Source organism: Burkholderia contaminans (genome assembly GCF_029633825.1).
In the GTDB taxonomy this organism is placed as follows: domain Bacteria; phylum Pseudomonadota; class Gammaproteobacteria; order Burkholderiales; family Burkholderiaceae; genus Burkholderia; species Burkholderia contaminans.
Genome location: NZ_CP090645.1, coordinates 103,104 through 120,035, shown reverse-complemented (window position 1 = coordinate 120,035; position 16,932 = coordinate 103,104). Strand labels below are relative to the sequence as shown.

The following is a 16,932-nucleotide window of genomic DNA, read 5'->3' as shown; positions in this document are numbered from 1 at the left end:
CGCGACAACCGGAACGTAATCCGGGTTTGAGTCTGGCGGTGGCGTTGCGCATGTATTCACCGACGGCGTTAGCCTGCTCCCTTTTTTGCGGGAGAAGTGCCGATGCCGACACCTCGGATGAGCATGCGCAAATTGAAGGAAGTCCTGCGACTAAAGTGGGCGTGTGGCCTGACGCATCGGCAGATCAGCCGGGCTATCGGCATCAGCGTCGGTGCCGTCTCGAAGTTCGCGGCCCAAGCCAGCCAGGCGGGACTCGATTGGGCGGCAGCCGAAGCAATGTCCGACGACGAACTGGACGCGCGCCTGAGGCCTGCGGCAACCAATGCCGCGGCGACGACGACGCGACGCATCGAGCCCGACTACACGGCATTGCATCGCGAGCTGCGCCGCAAGGGCGTGACGCTGCAACTGCTGTGGGAAGAATACGCTGAAGCGAACCCCGGCCAGCGGACGTACCGCTACACGCAGTTCTGCCAGAAGTACAAGGATTGGGCGAAGTCGATCAAGCGCTCGATGCGTCAGCAGCACCGCGCCGGCGAGAAGCTGTTCGCGGACTTCGCGGGTCCCACCGTGCCGGTCCTGGCGAGCGATGGCGGCGTCGAGTTCGAGGCGCACGTGTTCGTTGCCGTGCTCGGCGCATCCAACTACACGTTCGCGTGCGCGACGCGCACCGAGACGATGGCGGACTGGATCGGCAGCCTGTGCGATGCGCTAGAGTTCATTGGCGGCGTGCCCGAGCTGCTCGTGCCCGACAACCCGAAGGCGCTGATCGCGCGACCCGACCGTTACGAACCCGGACTCGGCACGACCACGCAGGACTTCGTGAACCACTACGGCACCGCGATGCTGCCGGCGCGTCCGCGCAAACCGCAGGACAAGGCCAAGGTCGAAGTCGGCGTGCAGATCGTCGAGCGCTGGGTGCTGGCCCGACTGCGCCACTATCGCTTCTACAGTCTGGCTGAACTCAACAAGGCGATTGCAGAACTGATCGCCGACCTAAACCAGCGCCCGTTCAAGCGGCTCGAAGGCAACCGGCGTGAATGGTTCGAACGGCTGGACCAACCCGTCCTGCGCCCGTTGCCCGTGCGTCGCTACGAGATCGCCACCTTCCAGAAGTGCCGTGTGAACATCGATTACCACGTCGATGTCGGCGGCCACTATTACAGCGTCCCGCATAGCCTCGCACGGCAGGAGGTCTGGGCGCGTATCACACGCCACGGCGTAGAGATCCTGCATGGCGGCAAGCGTGTCGCTGCGCACGCTCGCTCGCGCCTCAAAGGCAAACACACGACCATCGCCGAACACATGCCGGCTGCGCATCGCGCGCACATGGAATGGACGCCTGGGCGCCTGCTCAACTGGGGCGCATCCGTCGGCCCCGGCGCCGAGGCTGTCGTGCGGCATCTGCTGACCAACAAACCTCACCCCGAGATGGGCTATCGCGCCTGTCTCGGTCTTCTCTCGCTCGCGCGCAAGTACGGCAAACACCGCCTCGAGGCCGCATGCCAGCGTGCATTGAAGATCGGCTCGCCCACGCGTCGCTCCGTGCTGTCAATCCTGGAAGCGGGACTTGACCTGCAGCCCTCGCTCCCGACCACGCCCGCCGAATGGCGCTCGCCCGAGCACGAGAACGTGCGCGGCCCCGACTACTACCACTGACCCGAAGGAGGTCACGATGTTGATGCAGCACACCCTTACCCAGCTAAAGGCGCTCAAACTGGACGGCATGGCTCGCGCGTTCGAGGAGCAGTCAACGCTCACGGCAAGCACCAGCCTGTCATTCGAGGAACGCGTGGGCATGCTCGTAGATCGCGAGCTGGCCTGGCGTGATACGCGACGACTCGAACGTTTGCTGCGCGCCGCGAAGCTCAAGAACCCACAGGCCTGCGTCGAAGACATTGAATACCGGCAAACCCGTGGGCTGGACCAGCGCATCGTCGCCACGCTCGCCGGCTGCGACTGGGTGCGCAATGCTCAGAACCTGATCCTGACCGGCCCCACCGGCGCGGGCAAGACGTGGCTCGCTTGCGCGTTCGGCCAGCAGGCGTGCCGGCAGGGCTTCTCCGTGTTCTATGTGCGCGTCGCGCGGCTGTTCGAAGAGCTGAAAATCGCGCACGGCGACGGCAGCTTCACACGTCGGCTTGCGCAACTCGCGAAGATTGATGTGCTGATCCTCGACGATTGGGGCTTGCAGGATCTCGACCAGGCGGCGCGCAATGATCTGCTTGAGGTACTTGATGATCGTGTCGGTACGCGCTCGACTGTGATCACCAGCCAGTTGCCGCTCGAACACTGGCACGCGTGGCTGCAGGACCCCACGCTCGCCGATGCGATTCTCGATCGGCTCGTGCATCAGGCCCACAAGCTTCCGGTCAAGGGCGATTCGATGAGAAAGAAAACGAAATCCGAGTCCGCTGACGCCTGATCGTGATCACCGTCGCTATAATCCATTGACCGCGCAACACCACCTTCCAGACTGATCACGTTCGCCGAAACGATTGATCACCATCGCCGAAATCCGCACGACGACTTCGCAACCTCGCCGATATTCATCGTTTTCCCCTCTCGAAACGGCCATTCGAACCGCACTGACTATTCTTGACCTTCCCACGTTGGGAAGGTCAAGTGGTTTCGATTCAAGGGGTAATCGTTCGATTCGTGGTGCGGCACGGAAAGAGGCCGAACGGCTGATCCTGTGGGCCATCGTCAAACGGGCCGGGCGCTGTCGTCTGAGATTGATAATCATTGAGAGGCCTCCTGGCCGCCCGAAGGAGGCGGCGGCTAGGGTCTACTAGTTGAACTGCGACGGTCAACAGGACCCTTGAGGAGGCTGAAATGAACTATAGCGGCATCGATCTTCGTTCGTAAGCGAAATTAAGCGCACCTAGAATCGGAAGCTGAACGAGCGCAGGCTTGCGTCCGCAACTACAACTTGCGGGCGCTGCGTCTCTCAAAATGCAGAGCCAGTAACGTAGGACCAGGACGTTTGCTCAGCGGGCGCCTTCAGTCGCCGCCCGCACTCGCAGAAAGCGTTCTACCGGTACGACGGCAACGACGCCATCACCACTAGATTCCTCGTTGGCGACCGTCATGATTTCCTCGATCAGCGCGTCGACGTTCTCGGCGACTGTGAAGATTTCGATCTTGATGTGCTCAGTCGTCCAGTCGTTGGCAAAGAGATTGGGATGTGCACCGAATCCCCTTGCATGGGTCACCGTCATGCCGTGGATGTGTAGCGCGCCCAACTGCCGCTCGAGCATCTTGAGTACATTGGGGCGCAGTATCGCGATCACGCATTTCAGTTCCATCGCATCCTCCGTTTCTAATATGAGTCATCACTCCTATCCCTTGGACGCCCACTTCGCATCGACGGCCGCCTGAATCTTCGCTGCGTCCTGGATACCCGATTGCGTCATCCGGTAGGCGATTTCAGCGGTCCCCTGGCAAACCGGACACGACACAGCCATCCGGTCCTCGAAGCATTGAAGATTCGAACGGTGCTCGCCACGGTTCTCGCATCCACACCAGCAGTAGAGCTTGTTGAGCGTCGCGGGAATCCTGGTCGCTACCCAGTACGCGTGCCGCACGGCGTTGTCCGAGAATTGCGCCGGATTCAGTACGTGCGAGGCGTCGAATACTCCTGATGGAACGATGCGCAACCCGTCTGGTCGCAGCATGCCAACTCGCCAGCCGGGTATCTGTTGGATCGCATTTGTTGACTCGATGGCAACTCCCGTGGGGCCGGCAACCCAATGGACAAATGACGGCCCCCACACCAACGCCGTCGGCATCGCAATAATCAGGGCCAGCAGAGACAGCAGATGCCACCCCGACTTGCTGCCAAGGCTAGAGTGCTTGCTGACGATGCTGCCGGCCTGAGGTCGTATGTGTCGTTTCACTTTCAATCTCCCAGATTCCCGGTCAGAATCCCGGATGCTGATACATGGTGCCTCCACAAGACAGCATCCCGTGCATCATTCCGGTGTGCATTGCCCACATCGCACCTGTACCCAGCACCGCTAACAGGCCGATGACCGCGAGCAAGCCGATGATAAAATTGACGATTAGTTTCCCGTTGAACATATGCTCTCCGTGAAGCGAACCGGACCAGAACGATGGGCGCTCCCACCGCACCGGTCCGAAGTTCCCGCAGAAATCGACGGACTCAGTGTTTGGCTTCGTCCGTTACCCGAGCGCGCGTGGCGGGACCGCCAGTGTGAGAACGCACGCCACGCATCATGAACATCATCGATAGCGGGCAGATGAATACACTGGCGATAACAGCGAGCGTTGCAAGCGTGCCTCTGAGAGGAGGAAATGCCCAGTAACCGAGGGCGATGACGGCGACCAGTGCGAGCGCAACGGCCGCCATGGTTTTCCAGTTGCATTTCATGTGAAGTCCTTGTCAGGCTGTATCCAATGTGAGTAACGTGGTCGGGCTTGCGGTCACTTCGACGGTGGCGTAACCGCCTGGTCGGAATACTTCATCATGATGTCGCTCATGGCCCGCATCATCTCGGCGTGCATTCGCATCGCGGTCTTCGGGTCCAGACCGGCGCTTCCACCCATCATCGGGCAGCCGCCCATCATTCCGCCCATCATCATCGCGCCGTGACCGTGCTCACGGTCCTGCATCGCCGGACTGGAAGAAGAGCCAGTGGCAGCGAGGCCCACTGCGCTCGCAGCGAGCAATAGCGTGGAAACAACAGCCAATCGTGCATGTCTTGCGTTCATGTGTATCTCCATCTTTCGTTCGTAGAATCGAATCGAGCATGTGACGCTTCGCGGATGGTCACGCGGGCCGCGAGCGAACTCGAGCCGCGGTACGGAACCGCTGGGCAAGCGCCGACGGAGGAGAGTTACAACGAACGCGGGGGCGGTGCTGGCAGCTCAGGAATGAACTGCTCGGAAAGGATCCGGGTGATGGCCCGATAATCAGGTGTCGATGGGGCAATGCCGACGGTATGCGACATCGGTATGGCCGGCATCCCGCACACGGAGCTTCCCATGCCCGCGTGGCAAGCAGATGGATGAGCGCTGGTACCGACGTGCATCGTGCCGGATGTGCATCCTGTCGCTTCGATAGCGCCTGCTGCCTTCATGGGATGCTGTACGGCAGGCATCGACGACATTTCTGGACATAACGCGGCCTGGGCGGGGTAACCGAGCATCGGCAACCACGCGATCAGGAAGCAGGCGACGAGTTTGACCCAGAGATTCATGATTTTCAGTATAGGCGCCGATGAGTCCTGCTGCGGCCGCCGACAGCTGCGTTATTGCGCCACATCACTCGACTGCAAGCGTTTCAGATGGGCCAGGAATGCGTCCGCCCCAATAAATCCGACCAGTTGCGCATCAGGCTGCTCCCGACCAGTTTTGTCGAAGAAAATCAGGGCCGGAGGGCCAAACAGACCGAACCGCCGCAGCATCGCCGTGTCGGCCTCGGTATTTTTCGTCACGTCGATGCGTAGCAACTTCCAGTGCGTAAACTCGTCCATCACACGTGCATCAGTGAACGTGAAGCGCTCGAGTTCCTTGCAGGTGATGCACCAGTCCGCGTAGAAGTCCACCATGACAGGTGTTCCTCGTGCGAGCTTGAGCGCCTCGTCCAGCTTGGCGTTCGAGGTGATCGTGTCGAATCGCGCTGCCGAACTTGCGCCACCTCCCGCTGACGCCGACATCCGCGTCAAACCGCCCAGTGGCATCAGCATGTCGAAATTGCCCGATGCGACGCCAACAAACTCGGCGATACCTGCGACCAGCAGCAACACACCGAGCGCTTTGCCGACTCGGGCAATCCCCGTCGCGCCGGCCGGTAAAGGGTCGATCGCACGTAGCATCATTCCGCAAGCAGTCAGCAGCAATGCGACCAGTGACATCAGCAGCCAGACAGGCAGCAGTGAATAGACGAACCACAGCGCTGCGGCCAGCAGCATGACACCGAGTGTGTTCTGGACCGCGACCATCCAGTGTCCCGACTTGGGTAGCAGGCGCGTTCCGAACGTGCCGACAAGCAGCAGCGGAATGCCGATCCCGATACCCATCAAATACAGCGCCAGCGTACCGCCTGCGATGTCATGACTGTTGGCGATGTAGACCAGTGCGCCTGCCAGTGCCGGTGTGGAACACGGCCCGACAATCAGCGCGGACAACATGCCCATCACGAACACCGGCCCAACACGGCCTCCGGGCAAGCGTCTGCTCCATCCCGCAAACCGCGTCTGCCAGCCCGTCGGCAGTTGCAACCTGAACACGCCGAACATACCGAGCGCGAGGATGAGCATGAGCGCGCCGAACGTGGCCAGTAACCAGGGTTTCTGCGTCACCGCCACAAGTGGAATGCCAACGACTGCCGCAATGGTTCCAGCCGCCGCGTATGTCATCGCCAGTCCTTGTACATAGGCGAACGACAGCGAAACCCCGCGCCATACCGGCAACCGCTCACGGGTACCGTTAATGACCGCCGTGACGATAGGGATGAGCGGATACATGCACACGGTGCCCGCCATCAGCAGACCAGCCACCAGAAAGCCTAGCAATTCGGCGATGCCGATCCCATTGGCAGGACGCAGCGGTAGACCCGGTACGGCGGACTGCCGGCTTTTCTCGACGACAGGGAAGTCCGCTGCATTCGCACTCCCAACGAGCGCTGCGAGCGTCACAGCACCGTCCGCAGCGATCCGAAAGCGGCGCGTCTGCGGCGGATAGCAGACCCCCACGTCGGCACATCCTTGCGATGTAACTGTCAGCATGGCGCTCGACGTGATCGCAGCGGACAACGGAAGACGAATCCGGACGGGCTGGTGATAGACCTGGACCACGCCGAACGTCGGGTCGTTCTTCGACTCGGAGGGCGGCATCGAATCCGGTTTTACCAGTGTGCCGTCAACCGCAAAGCTGATTCGGTCGCGATACAGGTAATACCCGGGCTTCGTCTTGAAGTCGAGCACGACCTCCATCGGGCTCGCGAGGCTGACGGTCAACGGAAATGCCTGCTCAGGCGCAAGCAGTTCGGATTCGTTGACTGCGTAAGCCGAAAAGGATGCGGGTCCGAGCAACAGGACAAGGGCGAAGCGAAGTATGCGACTCAATATGTCCGCTGTTTGGTAGTCAGACTGATACGCGTTGGATGATGTCGTTCGCATGGTGGTCTCCTCGCCCGAACTCCTGGCTGCCGGCGCGCGGACAGAAGCCTGCGTGCCAGCCATCAACGCTTCGTCACAAGCGCTTTTCGAGTTTTACGATGGTCAGGGTGCCGTTGACTTCTTCGACGCGCACCTTGACCTTGTCGCCTTCCTTGATCTGCTTGACCATCGCGGCATCCTTCGCCTTGAACGCCATCGTCATCGGCGGCATGCCGACGTTTTCCAGCGCGCCGTGCTTCAGCGTGACCATGCCTGTCGCCACGTCGACTTTCTTGACCTCTGCGTCGGTGAGCGCATTGTTCGACGACACTTTCATCGCGGAAGCCCTGGTCGACATATCCATGCCGGCCATGTCGTTGCCGGCAAATGCGGGCGTGGCGAAAGTGGCTGCAAGGGCAGCGGACATAACAAACAGTTTCTTCATTGGATCTCTCCAGTTTGGTTGACTGGCACGTTCGTGCCGGAAGGGTTTGTGTGGGGAAAATGGACAGCGCTGGCCTGTCGTGCGCGACGACGCTGCAACAGGAACCACGCTGCGGGAATCACGAACATCGACAGAAGTGGCGCGGTCACCATGCCGCCGACCATCGGCGCGGCGATACGCTGCATGACCTCCGACCCTGCACCGTGCCCGACCATGATCGGAATGAGGCCGGCGAGCACGACGGCCACCGTCATTGCCTTCGGCCGTACGCGCAGCACGGCGCCTTCGCGAATCGCGTCGAACAGCAACGCCTCGGTGAGCAGCTCGCCATCTTCCAGCCGGCGATTGAGCGCACCTTTCAGGTACAGCAGCATGACCACCCCAAACTCGGCAGCGACGCCCGCAAGCGCGATGAATCCGACCGATGTCGCGACCGACACCGCGTGGCCGAGTATCCAGATGAGCCAGAAGCCGCCGACCAGCGCGAACGGCACGGTCGACATCAGCAGCAGCGCATCGGCGGCGGAGTTGAAGGTCAGGAACAACAGCACGAAGATGACAACCAGCGTCACCGGAATGACGGTCCGGAGCCTGGCCGCCGCGCGCTCCAGGTACTCGAACTGGCCCGACCACGCAATCGAGTAGCCGGGTGGCAACTGGACCTGCCGAGCCACGACCTGCTGCATTGCCTTCACGGCGGATTGGAGATCCGTGTTGCGGATATCGACGTAGACGTACCCGGAGAGCCGAGCATTCTCGCTGCGAATCATCGGCGGGCCGTCGGCGATCGTGATGTGGGCGACGTCGCCGAGCTGGATTTGCGCGCCGCGATCCGTGACGATTGGCAGTTGCCGCAGCTTCTCAAGCGAATCGCGGAATTCGCGCGGGTAGCGGATATTGATGGGGAAGCGCTCGCGGCCGGCAATCACCTCGCCAACGTTCTCACCGCCCACCGCCGACGACACGACCGACTGGATATCGGCCACCGACAGTCCGTAGCGTGCTGCGGCGAGCCGGTCGATGTCCACGTCGATATAGCGCCCGCCGTTGAGCCGTTCCGCGAGTGCGGACGTCACACCAGGGACACCTTTGACGGCCGTTTCAACCTGCGTCGCGATACGGTCGATCTGCGTCAGGTCCGGCCCGGAAATCTTGACGCCCACCGGCGTCTTGATGCCGGTCGACAACATGTCGAGGCGATTGCGGATCGGCGGCACCCATACGTTCGAAAGACCGGGCACCTTGACCGTCCGGTCCAGCTCATCGACCAGCTTTTCCGGCGTCATGCCCGGCCGCCACTGGCTGCGCGGCTTGAACTGGATGGTGGTCTCGAACATCTCGAGCGGTGCCGGGTCTGTGGCCGTATCCGCCCGGCCCGACTTGCCGAACACTGTCGCGACCTCGGGCACGGTCTTGATGAGCCGGTCGGTTTGCTGCAGCAGCTCGCTCGCTTTCTCGGCGGAAATGCCCGGAAGAGCGGTCGGCATATACAGCAAATCGCCCTCGTCGAGCGGCGGCATGAATTCGCCGCCAAGACGCGAAATCGGCAGAATCGTCAGCACCAGCGCGACAACTGCGAGACCAATCGCCGCCCACGGCCAGCGCAGCGTCGCCTCAAGCAATGGACGATACAGCCAGATCAGCACGCGATTGATGGGATTCGCGTTCTCATGCGGAATACGGCCGCGGATCAGGTAACCCATCAGGACAGGCACGAGCGTGACCGACAAACCTGCTGCCGCCGCGATCGTGTAGGTCTTCGTGAACGCCAGCGGAGAGAACAGCTTGCCCTCCTGGCCTTCCAGCGAGAACACCGGAATGAACGACAGCGTGATGATGAGAAGCGAGAAGAACAATGCCGGCCCGACCTCAGTTGCCGAAGCTGCGATGAGTTCCCAGCGCTGCGCGGCGGTCATCCGTGTCTCGGGGAACGCATGCTCGAACGCTTCCAGGTGCTTGTGCGCGTTCTCGATCATCACGATGGCCGCATCGATCATCGCGCCGATCGCGATCGCGATACCACCGAGCGACATCAGGTTCGCGTTGACGCCCTGATACCGCATCACGATGAACGCGGCCAGCACGCCGAGCGGCAACGACAGAATGGCGACGAACGCGCTGCGCAGGTGAAACAGGAACACCGCACAGACGAGCCCAACGATGATGAACTCCTCGATGAGCTTGTCCTTCAGGTTGTCCACCGCGCGTTCGATGAGTTGCGAGCGGTCGTAAGTCGTGACGACTTCGACGCCGGGTGGCAGCGAGCGCTTCAGGTCGGCGAGCTTCGCCTTCACCGCGTCAATGGTCTTCAGCGCATTTTTTCCCGAGCGCATCACGATGACGCCGCCGGCGACTTCGCCCTGACCGTTCAGCTCCGCGATGCCGCGACGCATCTCGGGGCCGATCTGGATGCGTGCGACGTCGCCCAGCAGCACCGGCGTGCCCGCGTCGTTGGTGCGCAATACGACATTCCGGAAGTCGTCGAGCGAGCGCAGATAGCCCGACGAGCGCACCATGTACTCCGATTCGGCCAGCTCGACGACCGAGCCGCCGGATGCCTGGTTTGCCTTGCCGAGCGCATCGGTCACCGCGGCTTGCGTGATGCCGTAAGCGCGCAGCTTGTCCGGGTCGAGCACGACCTGGTACTGGCGCACCATGCCGCCGATGCTGGCGACCTCGGAGACGTCCGGCACTGCTTTCAGCTCGAACTTCAGGAACCAGTCGTTCAGCGCGCGCAGCTGTCCGAGGTCGTGCTGTCCGGTCTTGTCGACCAGCGCGTACTCGTACACCCATCCCACGCCGGTCGCGTCCGGCCCGAGCGAGACGGTCGCGCCCTGCGGCAGGCGGCTTTGCACCTGATTCAGGTATTCGAGCACGCGCGAACGTGCCCAGTACTGGTCGGTCTTGTCGTCGAACAGCACGTAGACAAACGCATCGCCGAACGACGAGTACGCGCGAATGGTCTTTGCGCCCGGCACGCCGAGCAGCGTCGTCGTGAGCGGGTAGGTGACCTGGTCCTCGATAACCTGCGGCGCCTTGCCCGGATACGATGCCTTGATGATGACCTGTGTATCGGACAGGTCGGGCAGTGCGTCGAGCGGCGTCTCGGCGACCGAGTAGAGGCCCCAACCGGTCATGAGTACAGTCGCGAGCAGCACCAGGAAACGGTTGTGGATGGACCATCGGATGAGCCGGGCAATCATTGCACGCCTCCGACCGGTTCGACCTTCGTCAACTGGTAGCCCTCATCCGACTGCTTGAAGACGAAGTGCACCGTCTGTCCGGCCTTGACGTCGGGGAAGGCATCGGGAGCGGGCTTGTTGAACGCCATCGTCATCGCGCCCCAGCCGAGCGCCGGCACGGGTTGATGGGAGAACGTGATGTCCGCAGCGGTCACTTTTTCGACCTTGCCGGTGGTCTCGTACGTTTGTGCTGCGACGGCGGGTGCGGACGCCGGTGCGCTTGCGCTTGCCCCCGTGCTGCCCTCCAGCCTCGGCAGAACGGACTTCAGGCTCGCTTCGGAATCGATCAGGAACTGGCCGGACGCGACAACGGTGTCGCCGTCGTTCAGGCCGCTCAGCACCTCGGTTTCGTTGCCAATGTCATTGCCCACGGTAACCGTCGCCGGCTGAAGGCGCCCGTCGCCGTTCTTTACGATGACGACCGAGCGCTTGCCCGTTGTGATCACGGCTTCGGAGGGCACCAGCAGTCGCGAGACAGCCTTCTGGCCGGCAACGCGCACGCGCATCAGCATGCCCGGCGTCAGCTTGAATCCGGCGTTGTCGATTTCCAGACGCGCCTGGAGCGTGCGGCTGGTGGTGCTGATGCCCGGCAGGATTTCGCGGATGCGACCGTTGAAGTGTTGTGTCGGGTCGCCTGCGAACGTCGCATCGACGGTCATACCGGGTTGTACGCCCAGCGCGAGCGCCTCGGGAATCTCGACGATGAGCCACAGCTTCGACAGGCCGGCAATCTTCGCGAGTGTCTGGCCGGGCGCGACCATCGCGCCGTCGCGGACGTTCAGTTCGCTGACGACACCGGACTCGGGCGACGTCAGCAAGACGTGCGTCTGGGCCTTGCCGGTTCGGTCAAGGCTCGCGATGATTCCATCAGGAATCGACAAGGCGCGCATCCGCGCTCGCGACGCTTCGAGCAAAGTGGCGTCCATGCCGCCGCGCTTGAGTGCGAGATATTCCTCCTGCGGCGCGAGCCATTCCGGGACGAACAGCGATGCGACTGGTGCGCCTTTTGCGATGCGTTGCATCGGCGCGTTCGCATAGAGCCGGTCGATGTAGCCGGTGACGCGCGACTGCACGACATCCGAGTGCGATTCATCGAACTGCGTCGTGCCGATGGCATCGAATCCGCCGGTCGTTTCCTGCCGACGCACGGTCGCATAGCGAATGCCAAGATTCTGCTCAAGCCCCGGGTCGATCTTGATGCCTGAAGAGCTCTCGCCTTCATCCGCGTAGACAGGCTCAAGTTGCATGTCCATGAATGGCGATTTACCCGGCTTGTCGAAATGCTGGTTCGGCACCATCGGGTCGTGCCAGTACAGCACCTTCCGCCCGGTCTTCGGGTCGATCTTGCCGCCCGGCGAGGCGGCGCCAGTCGAGGCAACTGCGGTGCCGGTCGCCGCGTGACGCGTTCCCGCGAAATAGCCCGCGCCGAGCAGCGCCGCGCCGGCAAATACCGTCAACACCGCGCGTGCCAAAGGTTTCCTGTTCATGCTGTTCTCCGTCATTGCGCGGCGGCCATCGTCGGTGGCACGACTTGATATTCGAGCTGCGCCCAGGTCTGCGACACCTCTCGTTTGAGGTCGAGCACCTGCAACTGCGCTTCCAGTTGGGCACGGCGGGCAGCGAACGTGTCCGCGAGCGAGCCGCTACCAGCGCGATAGGCAGCATTCGCGAGTTGCACGCGCTGGTCCGCGGCGGGCAGCAACGACTGGCTCAGATTGGCGATGCGCTCGCGCCCGCTCGCCAGGGTCGCGGATTGTGCGCGGATGTCGGCTTGCACCTGTCGCAGCGCGTCTTCGTACATCAGCCGCGCCTTCGTGGCGAGTTCGGCTTTCTCGGCGACGTCGCGGTCCTGGTTGTTTTTCCGGTTCAACGGCAATGGAATGGTGACGCCGACGGACACCATATTGCGTATTTCGGCGAAGCCGAACACGGATTTCGGTTGAAGTCGAACAGGGTTTCCGGAGGAAGGTGAACAGCCGTTTCGCTTGAAGTCGAACAGTTTCGGGGTATTCCGAAATTGGTGTTCGGCGTTCCGAAACGCGTGTTCATCTTCCCGAAATCGGTGTTCAGCCCGCCGAAACGGCTGTTCACTGCGCCGAAATGTGTGTTCGGCGTGCCGAAACGAAAGGCGCGGTTTCGGTTGGCGGTACTGCGGATGGCTCAATCGGCCGGCGGTTAAGGTTGCTCCTTTTGGGAGAAACCGACTATGCCGGCTCACCGGACGACCATGCGCAAAATAAAAGATGTGCTTCGCCTGAAATGGACCTGTAATCTGTCTCACCGGCAAGTGAGCGGCGCGCTCGGCGTCGGGCTCGGTACCATTACCCAATATTTGCAGCTTGCCGCCTCGGCCGGCCTGGACTGGGCGAAGATCGAGCCGCTGTCCGAGGCAGAGCTGGAGCAGTTGCTCGTCAACGGCGCCGTTCCGACGACGGCCGCAGGCAAGCGCATGGAGCCTGACTGCGCCTGGATTCATCGGGAGTTGCGCCGCAAAGGCGTAACCTTGCAACTGCTGTGGGAGGAGTACGTCGGCGCGAACCCCGGCCAGAAGACCTTGCGCTACACGCAGTTCTGTCAGCGATACAAGGACTGGGCCCAGACGTTGAAGCGCTCGATGCCCCAGCAACATTACGCCGGCGAGAAGTTGTTCGCCGACTACGCCGGGCAAACGGTGCCGATTCTCGATCGCACCGGCGGCATTGCGTTCAAGGCGCACATCTTCGTCGCCGTGCTCGGCGCATCGAATTACACGTATGCGTGCGCTACGCGATCGGAAGCGACACCCGACTGGATCGGTGGCCTCATTGACGCGATGGAGTTCTGCGGCGGCGTGCCCGCTCTGCTTGTGCCCGACAACCCGAGGGCACTGATCTCGAACGCCGACCGCTACGAACCCACGCTCGGCCTGACCACGCAGGACTTCGTGAACCATTACGGTACCGCGATGCTGCCCGCGCGCCCGCGCAAGCCGAAGGATAAGGCGAAAGTTGAGGTCGGCGTACAGATCGTCGAACGATGGATTCTCGCCCGCCTCCGGAATTACCGGTTCTACAGTCTGGCCGAACTGAACAAGGCGATCGCCGGGTTGATCAATGACCTGAATACGCGGCCGTTCAAGAAGCTCGATGGCACTCGACGCGAGTGGTTCGAGCGGCTCGACAAACCGGCGCTGCGCCCGTTGCCGACGCGTCGCTACGAAATCGCCACCTTCCAGAAGTGCCGCGTCAACATTGACGCGCACATTGAGGTAGACGGTCACTACTACAGCGCACCGCACAGTCTTGTGCGTCAGGAAGTCCACGCGCGCGTGACGCGTTACGGTGTAGAAGTCCTGCACGGCGGCAAGCGCGTTGCCGCCCACGCTCGCAGTCGGCTCAGGGGAAGTACACCACCGTGGCCGAGCATATGCCTGCGGCTTACCGCGCCCACATGGAATGGACCCCGAGCCGGCTGCTGCACTGGGGTACATCGATCGGCGTCAGCGCTGAGGCGATCGTCAGGCATTTGCTGACGAACCGTCCGCACCCGGAAATGGGATACCGGGCCTGCCTGGGTCTGCTGTCGCTGTCGCGCAAGTACGGCAAGGAGCGGCTGGAAGCGGCGTGTCAGCGCGCACTCGTGATTGGCGCGCCGACCCAGCGGTCCGTGCGCACCATCCTGCAAACCGGCGCCGACAAGCATCCACTGCCACAAAGCGGGGCCACCGAATGGCAGTCGCCCCTGCACGAGAACGTGCGAGGGCCCAAGTATTACCACTGACCCAAGGAGGTCGCGATGTTGATGCAGCAAACCCTCTCCCAGCTCAAGGCCCTCAAGCTGGACGGCATGGCTCGCGCGTTCGAGGAACAGGCGGCGCTGACGGCCAGCACGAGCCTGTCGTTCGAGGAACGCTTCGGCATGGTCGTGGATCGTGAGATCGCCTGGCGCGATACCCGGCGGCTCGAGCGATTGCTCAAGTCTGCGAAGCTCAAGAATCCCCAGGCCTGCGTTGAGGACATCGAGTACCGGCAGAGCCGTGGGCTCGACAAGGGTATCGTCGCTACGCTCGCCGGCTGTGACTGGATCCGCAATGCACAGAACCTCATCCTGACAGGGCCGACTGGCGCCGGAAAAACATGGGTCGCCTGCGCCTTCGGCCAGCAGGCCTGCCGACAGGGATTCTCCGTGCTGTACGTGCGCGTCGCCCGGCTGTTCGAGGAATTGAAGATCGCCCATGGCGACGGCAGCTTCACACGTCGGCTCGCGCAGCTCGCCAAGATGGACGTCCTGTTGCTCGACGACTGGGGACTGCAGGACGTCGACCAGGGCGCGCGCAACGACTTGCTCGAAGTGCTCGACGATCGCGTCGGCACGCGATCCACGATCATCACATCGCAATTGCCCCTTGAACACTGGCACGCCTGGCTGCAAGACCCGACTCTCGCCGACGCAATCCTCGACCGCCTCGTCCATCAGGCTCACAAGCTTGCATTGAAGGGCGACTCGATGCGCAAGAAGAACGCACCTGATCAAAAAGTAGCCTGATCTCGAACACCTGCAGTACAATCTAAGCACAACGCAGCACCTCCCTCCTGGCCTGTTCGACTTCACCGAAACGGGCGTTCAACTTCCCCGAAATACGCAACCATATTCGAGTACGCACCGCCGCGTTGCTGGTACGCGACCTCCCATGTCCAGTTCGGGCTGCGCTCGCTGTCGGCGACTGCCGTATCGGCATCAGCGACCGCGATGTCATCCGCGGCGGCGACGAGCGTCGGCTGCGACAGACGCAGTTCGTCAGGTGGGAGCGACGACACGAACGACTCGGGCGCCGGCGGTTCACCGGTCACATCGGAGACGGGAACGGCCGTCCAGCGTGACAACCCAATAAGCGCGGTCTGATAAGTCTGTTGCGCCTTGAGCACCTGGTCCTGAGTCTGCGCGAGCATCACCTGCGCCTGTACCACGTCGGCGGTGCTTGCCTTGGCGCCGCGATACGACGCCTTCGTCGCCTCCAGCTCGTGGTGCATGTGGTCGCGGAGCGCCTGCTGCAGCGCCAGCGCCTGTTTCGCATACACGGCGTTCAGCCAGGCTGTGGAAGTTTGCTGGCGAACGTTGGCGAGTTGCACCAGATAGTCGGCGCGCTCGCGCCCGACCACCTCATCGGCCAACGCGGAACGCAGCTGCCGCTTCTCGCCAGATACCCACTCCTGTTCGATGCCGATGCGGCGCATCGTCATGAAGTCCTGGCCGATGGTGAAGCGTTGCGGACCGTTGACCGGCAGGTTATCGATGCCGGCCTTGAGCATCGGGTCCGGCAGTTGTCCGGCCTTGACGGCCGCCTCGGAGCTGGCGCGGACGGACGACTGCGCGGCCTGCATCGATGCAGAGCGATCGGTCGCCGACTGTAGCGCGGCGTCCAGCGTGAAAGGCGCCTGCTGGGCGTGAACGACGCCCGCGACGAGAAGCGCGGCAAAAAGCGTGTGCACGCGCCAAGGTACACGCCGGCGCAGCGGCGTGCCGAAAATGAATGGCATGTTCTAACCCCAAAGGCGAAATCCCATAGGGATTCCGCGTCCGGCATACGACGAACCTCACCGCAACTGCGGTGAACCTGTCAGCGAGGGATTAGACGAGACGCGGCGGTCGCCATAACCCGTTCGGGTCACGGACCGGAAGAGACTGGGTGTAATGGAAGATGACAGGCGTGCCGACCGCAGCCGGGCGGCCGATTTCAGCCCTGGCGGCCGGGTGATAGAGGCTGCCGAACTGGCATTGGGCGGTTACTTTGCAAAACATGCCCTTGACCTTGGCCTTGTCGACGGATGCGGGCTTCATCGAATCGCAGCCCGGCATGTCAGCGGATACGCTGGCGTCCGCATCCATGGACATGGTTTGCTGCATCGGACATTCACCGGTCAAGCCACTGGCTGCCAGCCCACTGATGGGCAGCACCGCGCAGAGCAGCAACAGGATGACGGTCCGGAGCAGTTTCATGGCGGAAATTATAGCCTGCAGCCTGGCGCGATCGCGGTGGATAATTGCACTACTTTTTGTCGGACCACGATCTGAACCAGACGGGCAGCTTGCAATGCGAACGCCAATGGCGACTGCGGGGTGCGGAGGAGACCAATCAGGAAGT

At 62.3% G+C, this 16,932-nt stretch carries 14 protein-coding genes and 3 pseudogenes; 4 read left to right on the top strand and 13 right to left on the bottom strand.

Features of this window, described 5'->3' with window-relative positions; genetic code table 11:
• Positions 1 to 102 precede the first annotated feature (102 nt).
• Both istA (LXE91_RS42920) and istB (LXE91_RS42915) read left to right on the top strand, forming a co-directional pair.
• Positions 103 to 1,659, top strand: coding sequence for an IS21-like element IS408 family transposase (gene istA, locus LXE91_RS42920; protein ID WP_011875599.1), 1,557 nt, complete (start codon positions 103 to 105; stop codon positions 1,657 to 1,659).
• Positions 1,660 to 1,675: 16 nt separating this feature from the next.
• Positions 1,676 to 2,425 (top strand): IS21-like element IS408 family helper ATPase IstB, encoded by a 750-nt coding sequence (istB, locus tag LXE91_RS42915; protein WP_006397350.1) that lies wholly within the window; start codon positions 1,676 to 1,678, stop codon positions 2,423 to 2,425.
• Between the two features lie 565 nt (positions 2,426 to 2,990).
• Here the strand turns inward: istB (LXE91_RS42915) and LXE91_RS42910 are convergent.
• The 11 genes and pseudogenes from LXE91_RS42910 to LXE91_RS42860 all read right to left on the bottom strand — a co-directional run.
• The gene (locus LXE91_RS42910; protein ID WP_009687817.1) at positions 2,991 to 3,308 is read right to left on the bottom strand and encodes a P-II family nitrogen regulator; all 318 of its coding nucleotides are present in this window, start codon (positions 3,306 to 3,308) and stop codon (positions 2,991 to 2,993) included.
• Positions 3,309 to 3,341: 33 nt separating this feature from the next.
• A complete protein-coding gene (locus LXE91_RS42905) occupies positions 3,342 to 3,899 on the bottom strand; it encodes a PCYCGC motif-containing (lipo)protein (protein WP_042973472.1) in 558 nt (185 codons plus the stop codon).
• A 22-nt stretch (positions 3,900 to 3,921) separates the two neighbouring features.
• Positions 3,922 to 4,083, bottom strand: coding sequence for a hypothetical protein (locus LXE91_RS42900; RefSeq protein WP_009687857.1), 162 nt, complete (start codon positions 4,081 to 4,083; stop codon positions 3,922 to 3,924).
• 82 nt (positions 4,084 to 4,165) lie between these two features.
• Positions 4,166 to 4,393 (bottom strand): DUF2933 domain-containing protein, encoded by a 228-nt coding sequence (locus LXE91_RS42895; protein WP_043292957.1) that lies wholly within the window; start codon positions 4,391 to 4,393, stop codon positions 4,166 to 4,168.
• Positions 4,394 to 4,446: 53 nt separating this feature from the next.
• Positions 4,447 to 4,734: a hypothetical protein gene (locus tag LXE91_RS42890; RefSeq protein ID WP_021157491.1), complete on the bottom strand. Its 288-nt coding sequence runs from the start codon at positions 4,732 to 4,734 to the stop codon at positions 4,447 to 4,449.
• A gap of 125 nt (positions 4,735 to 4,859) precedes the next feature.
• Complete coding sequence (locus LXE91_RS42885; protein WP_011875596.1) at positions 4,860 to 5,222, bottom strand: hypothetical protein; 363 nt, start codon at positions 5,220 to 5,222, stop codon at positions 4,860 to 4,862.
• Between the two features lie 51 nt (positions 5,223 to 5,273).
• The gene (gene dsbD / locus LXE91_RS42880) at positions 5,274 to 7,145 is read right to left on the bottom strand and encodes a protein-disulfide reductase DsbD (RefSeq protein WP_042973489.1); all 1,872 of its coding nucleotides are present in this window, start codon (positions 7,143 to 7,145) and stop codon (positions 5,274 to 5,276) included.
• Positions 7,146 to 7,218: 73 nt separating this feature from the next.
• Positions 7,219 to 7,569: a copper-binding protein gene (locus tag LXE91_RS42875; RefSeq protein ID WP_011875594.1), complete on the bottom strand. Its 351-nt coding sequence runs from the start codon at positions 7,567 to 7,569 to the stop codon at positions 7,219 to 7,221.
• A complete protein-coding gene (locus LXE91_RS42870) occupies positions 7,566 to 10,772 on the bottom strand; it encodes an efflux RND transporter permease subunit (protein ID WP_021157489.1) in 3,207 nt (1,068 codons plus the stop codon). Before LXE91_RS42870 ends, LXE91_RS42875 begins: the two co-directional genes overlap by 4 nt.
• Positions 10,769 to 12,298: an efflux RND transporter periplasmic adaptor subunit gene (locus LXE91_RS42865; protein ID WP_011875592.1), complete on the bottom strand. Its 1,530-nt coding sequence runs from the start codon at positions 12,296 to 12,298 to the stop codon at positions 10,769 to 10,771. The genes LXE91_RS42870 and LXE91_RS42865 overlap by 4 nt, the downstream gene beginning before the upstream one ends.
• An 11-nt stretch (positions 12,299 to 12,309) precedes the next feature.
• Positions 12,310 to 12,717 (bottom strand): annotated as a pseudogene (locus LXE91_RS42860) (TolC family protein); the annotation flags it as partial.
• Between the two features lie 300 nt (positions 12,718 to 13,017).
• Between LXE91_RS42860 and istA (LXE91_RS42855) the strand changes: the two are divergent.
• Positions 13,018 to 14,570 (top strand): annotated as a pseudogene (gene istA / locus LXE91_RS42855) (IS21 family transposase).
• 15 nt (positions 14,571 to 14,585) lie between these two features.
• Complete coding sequence (gene istB / locus LXE91_RS42850; RefSeq protein WP_046543512.1) at positions 14,586 to 15,335, top strand: IS21-like element helper ATPase IstB; 750 nt, start codon at positions 14,586 to 14,588, stop codon at positions 15,333 to 15,335.
• 95 nt (positions 15,336 to 15,430) lie between these two features.
• Here the strand turns inward: istB (LXE91_RS42850) and LXE91_RS42845 are convergent.
• Positions 15,431 to 16,327: pseudogene (locus LXE91_RS42845) on the bottom strand (TolC family protein); the annotation flags it as partial.
• A gap of 91 nt (positions 16,328 to 16,418) precedes the next feature.
• On the bottom strand, positions 16,419 to 16,787 hold the full coding sequence (locus LXE91_RS42840; protein ID WP_011875590.1) for a hypothetical protein: 369 nt from the start codon (positions 16,785 to 16,787) through the stop codon (positions 16,419 to 16,421).
• Positions 16,788 to 16,932: the final 145 nt, after the last annotated feature.

Excerpts from the sequence above, each read along its gene's own strand:
- istA (WP_011875599.1), top strand. The coding sequence starts at position 103 with ATGCCGACACCTCGGATGAGCATGCGCAAATTGAAGGAAGTCCTGCGA.
- istB (WP_006397350.1), top strand. The coding sequence starts at position 1,676 with ATGTTGATGCAGCACACCCTTACCCAGCTAAAGGCGCTCAAACTGGAC.
- LXE91_RS42910 (WP_009687817.1), bottom strand. The coding sequence starts at position 3,308 with ATGGAACTGAAATGCGTGATCGCGATACTGCGCCCCAATGTACTCAAG.
- LXE91_RS42900 (WP_009687857.1), bottom strand. The coding sequence starts at position 4,083 with ATGTTCAACGGGAAACTAATCGTCAATTTTATCATCGGCTTGCTCGCG.
- LXE91_RS42895 (WP_043292957.1), bottom strand. The coding sequence starts at position 4,393 with ATGAAATGCAACTGGAAAACCATGGCGGCCGTTGCGCTCGCACTGGTC.
- LXE91_RS42890 (WP_021157491.1), bottom strand. The coding sequence starts at position 4,734 with ATGAACGCAAGACATGCACGATTGGCTGTTGTTTCCACGCTATTGCTC.
- LXE91_RS42885 (WP_011875596.1), bottom strand. The coding sequence starts at position 5,222 with ATGAATCTCTGGGTCAAACTCGTCGCCTGCTTCCTGATCGCGTGGTTG.
- dsbD (WP_042973489.1), bottom strand. The coding sequence starts at position 7,145 with ATGCGAACGACATCATCCAACGCGTATCAGTCTGACTACCAAACAGCG.
- LXE91_RS42875 (WP_011875594.1), bottom strand. The coding sequence starts at position 7,569 with ATGAAGAAACTGTTTGTTATGTCCGCTGCCCTTGCAGCCACTTTCGCC.
- LXE91_RS42870 (WP_021157489.1), bottom strand. The coding sequence starts at position 10,772 with ATGATTGCCCGGCTCATCCGATGGTCCATCCACAACCGTTTCCTGGTG.
- LXE91_RS42865 (WP_011875592.1), bottom strand. The coding sequence starts at position 12,298 with ATGAACAGGAAACCTTTGGCACGCGCGGTGTTGACGGTATTTGCCGGC.
- istB (WP_046543512.1), top strand. The coding sequence starts at position 14,586 with ATGTTGATGCAGCAAACCCTCTCCCAGCTCAAGGCCCTCAAGCTGGAC.
- LXE91_RS42840 (WP_011875590.1), bottom strand. The coding sequence starts at position 16,787 with ATGAAACTGCTCCGGACCGTCATCCTGTTGCTGCTCTGCGCGGTGCTG.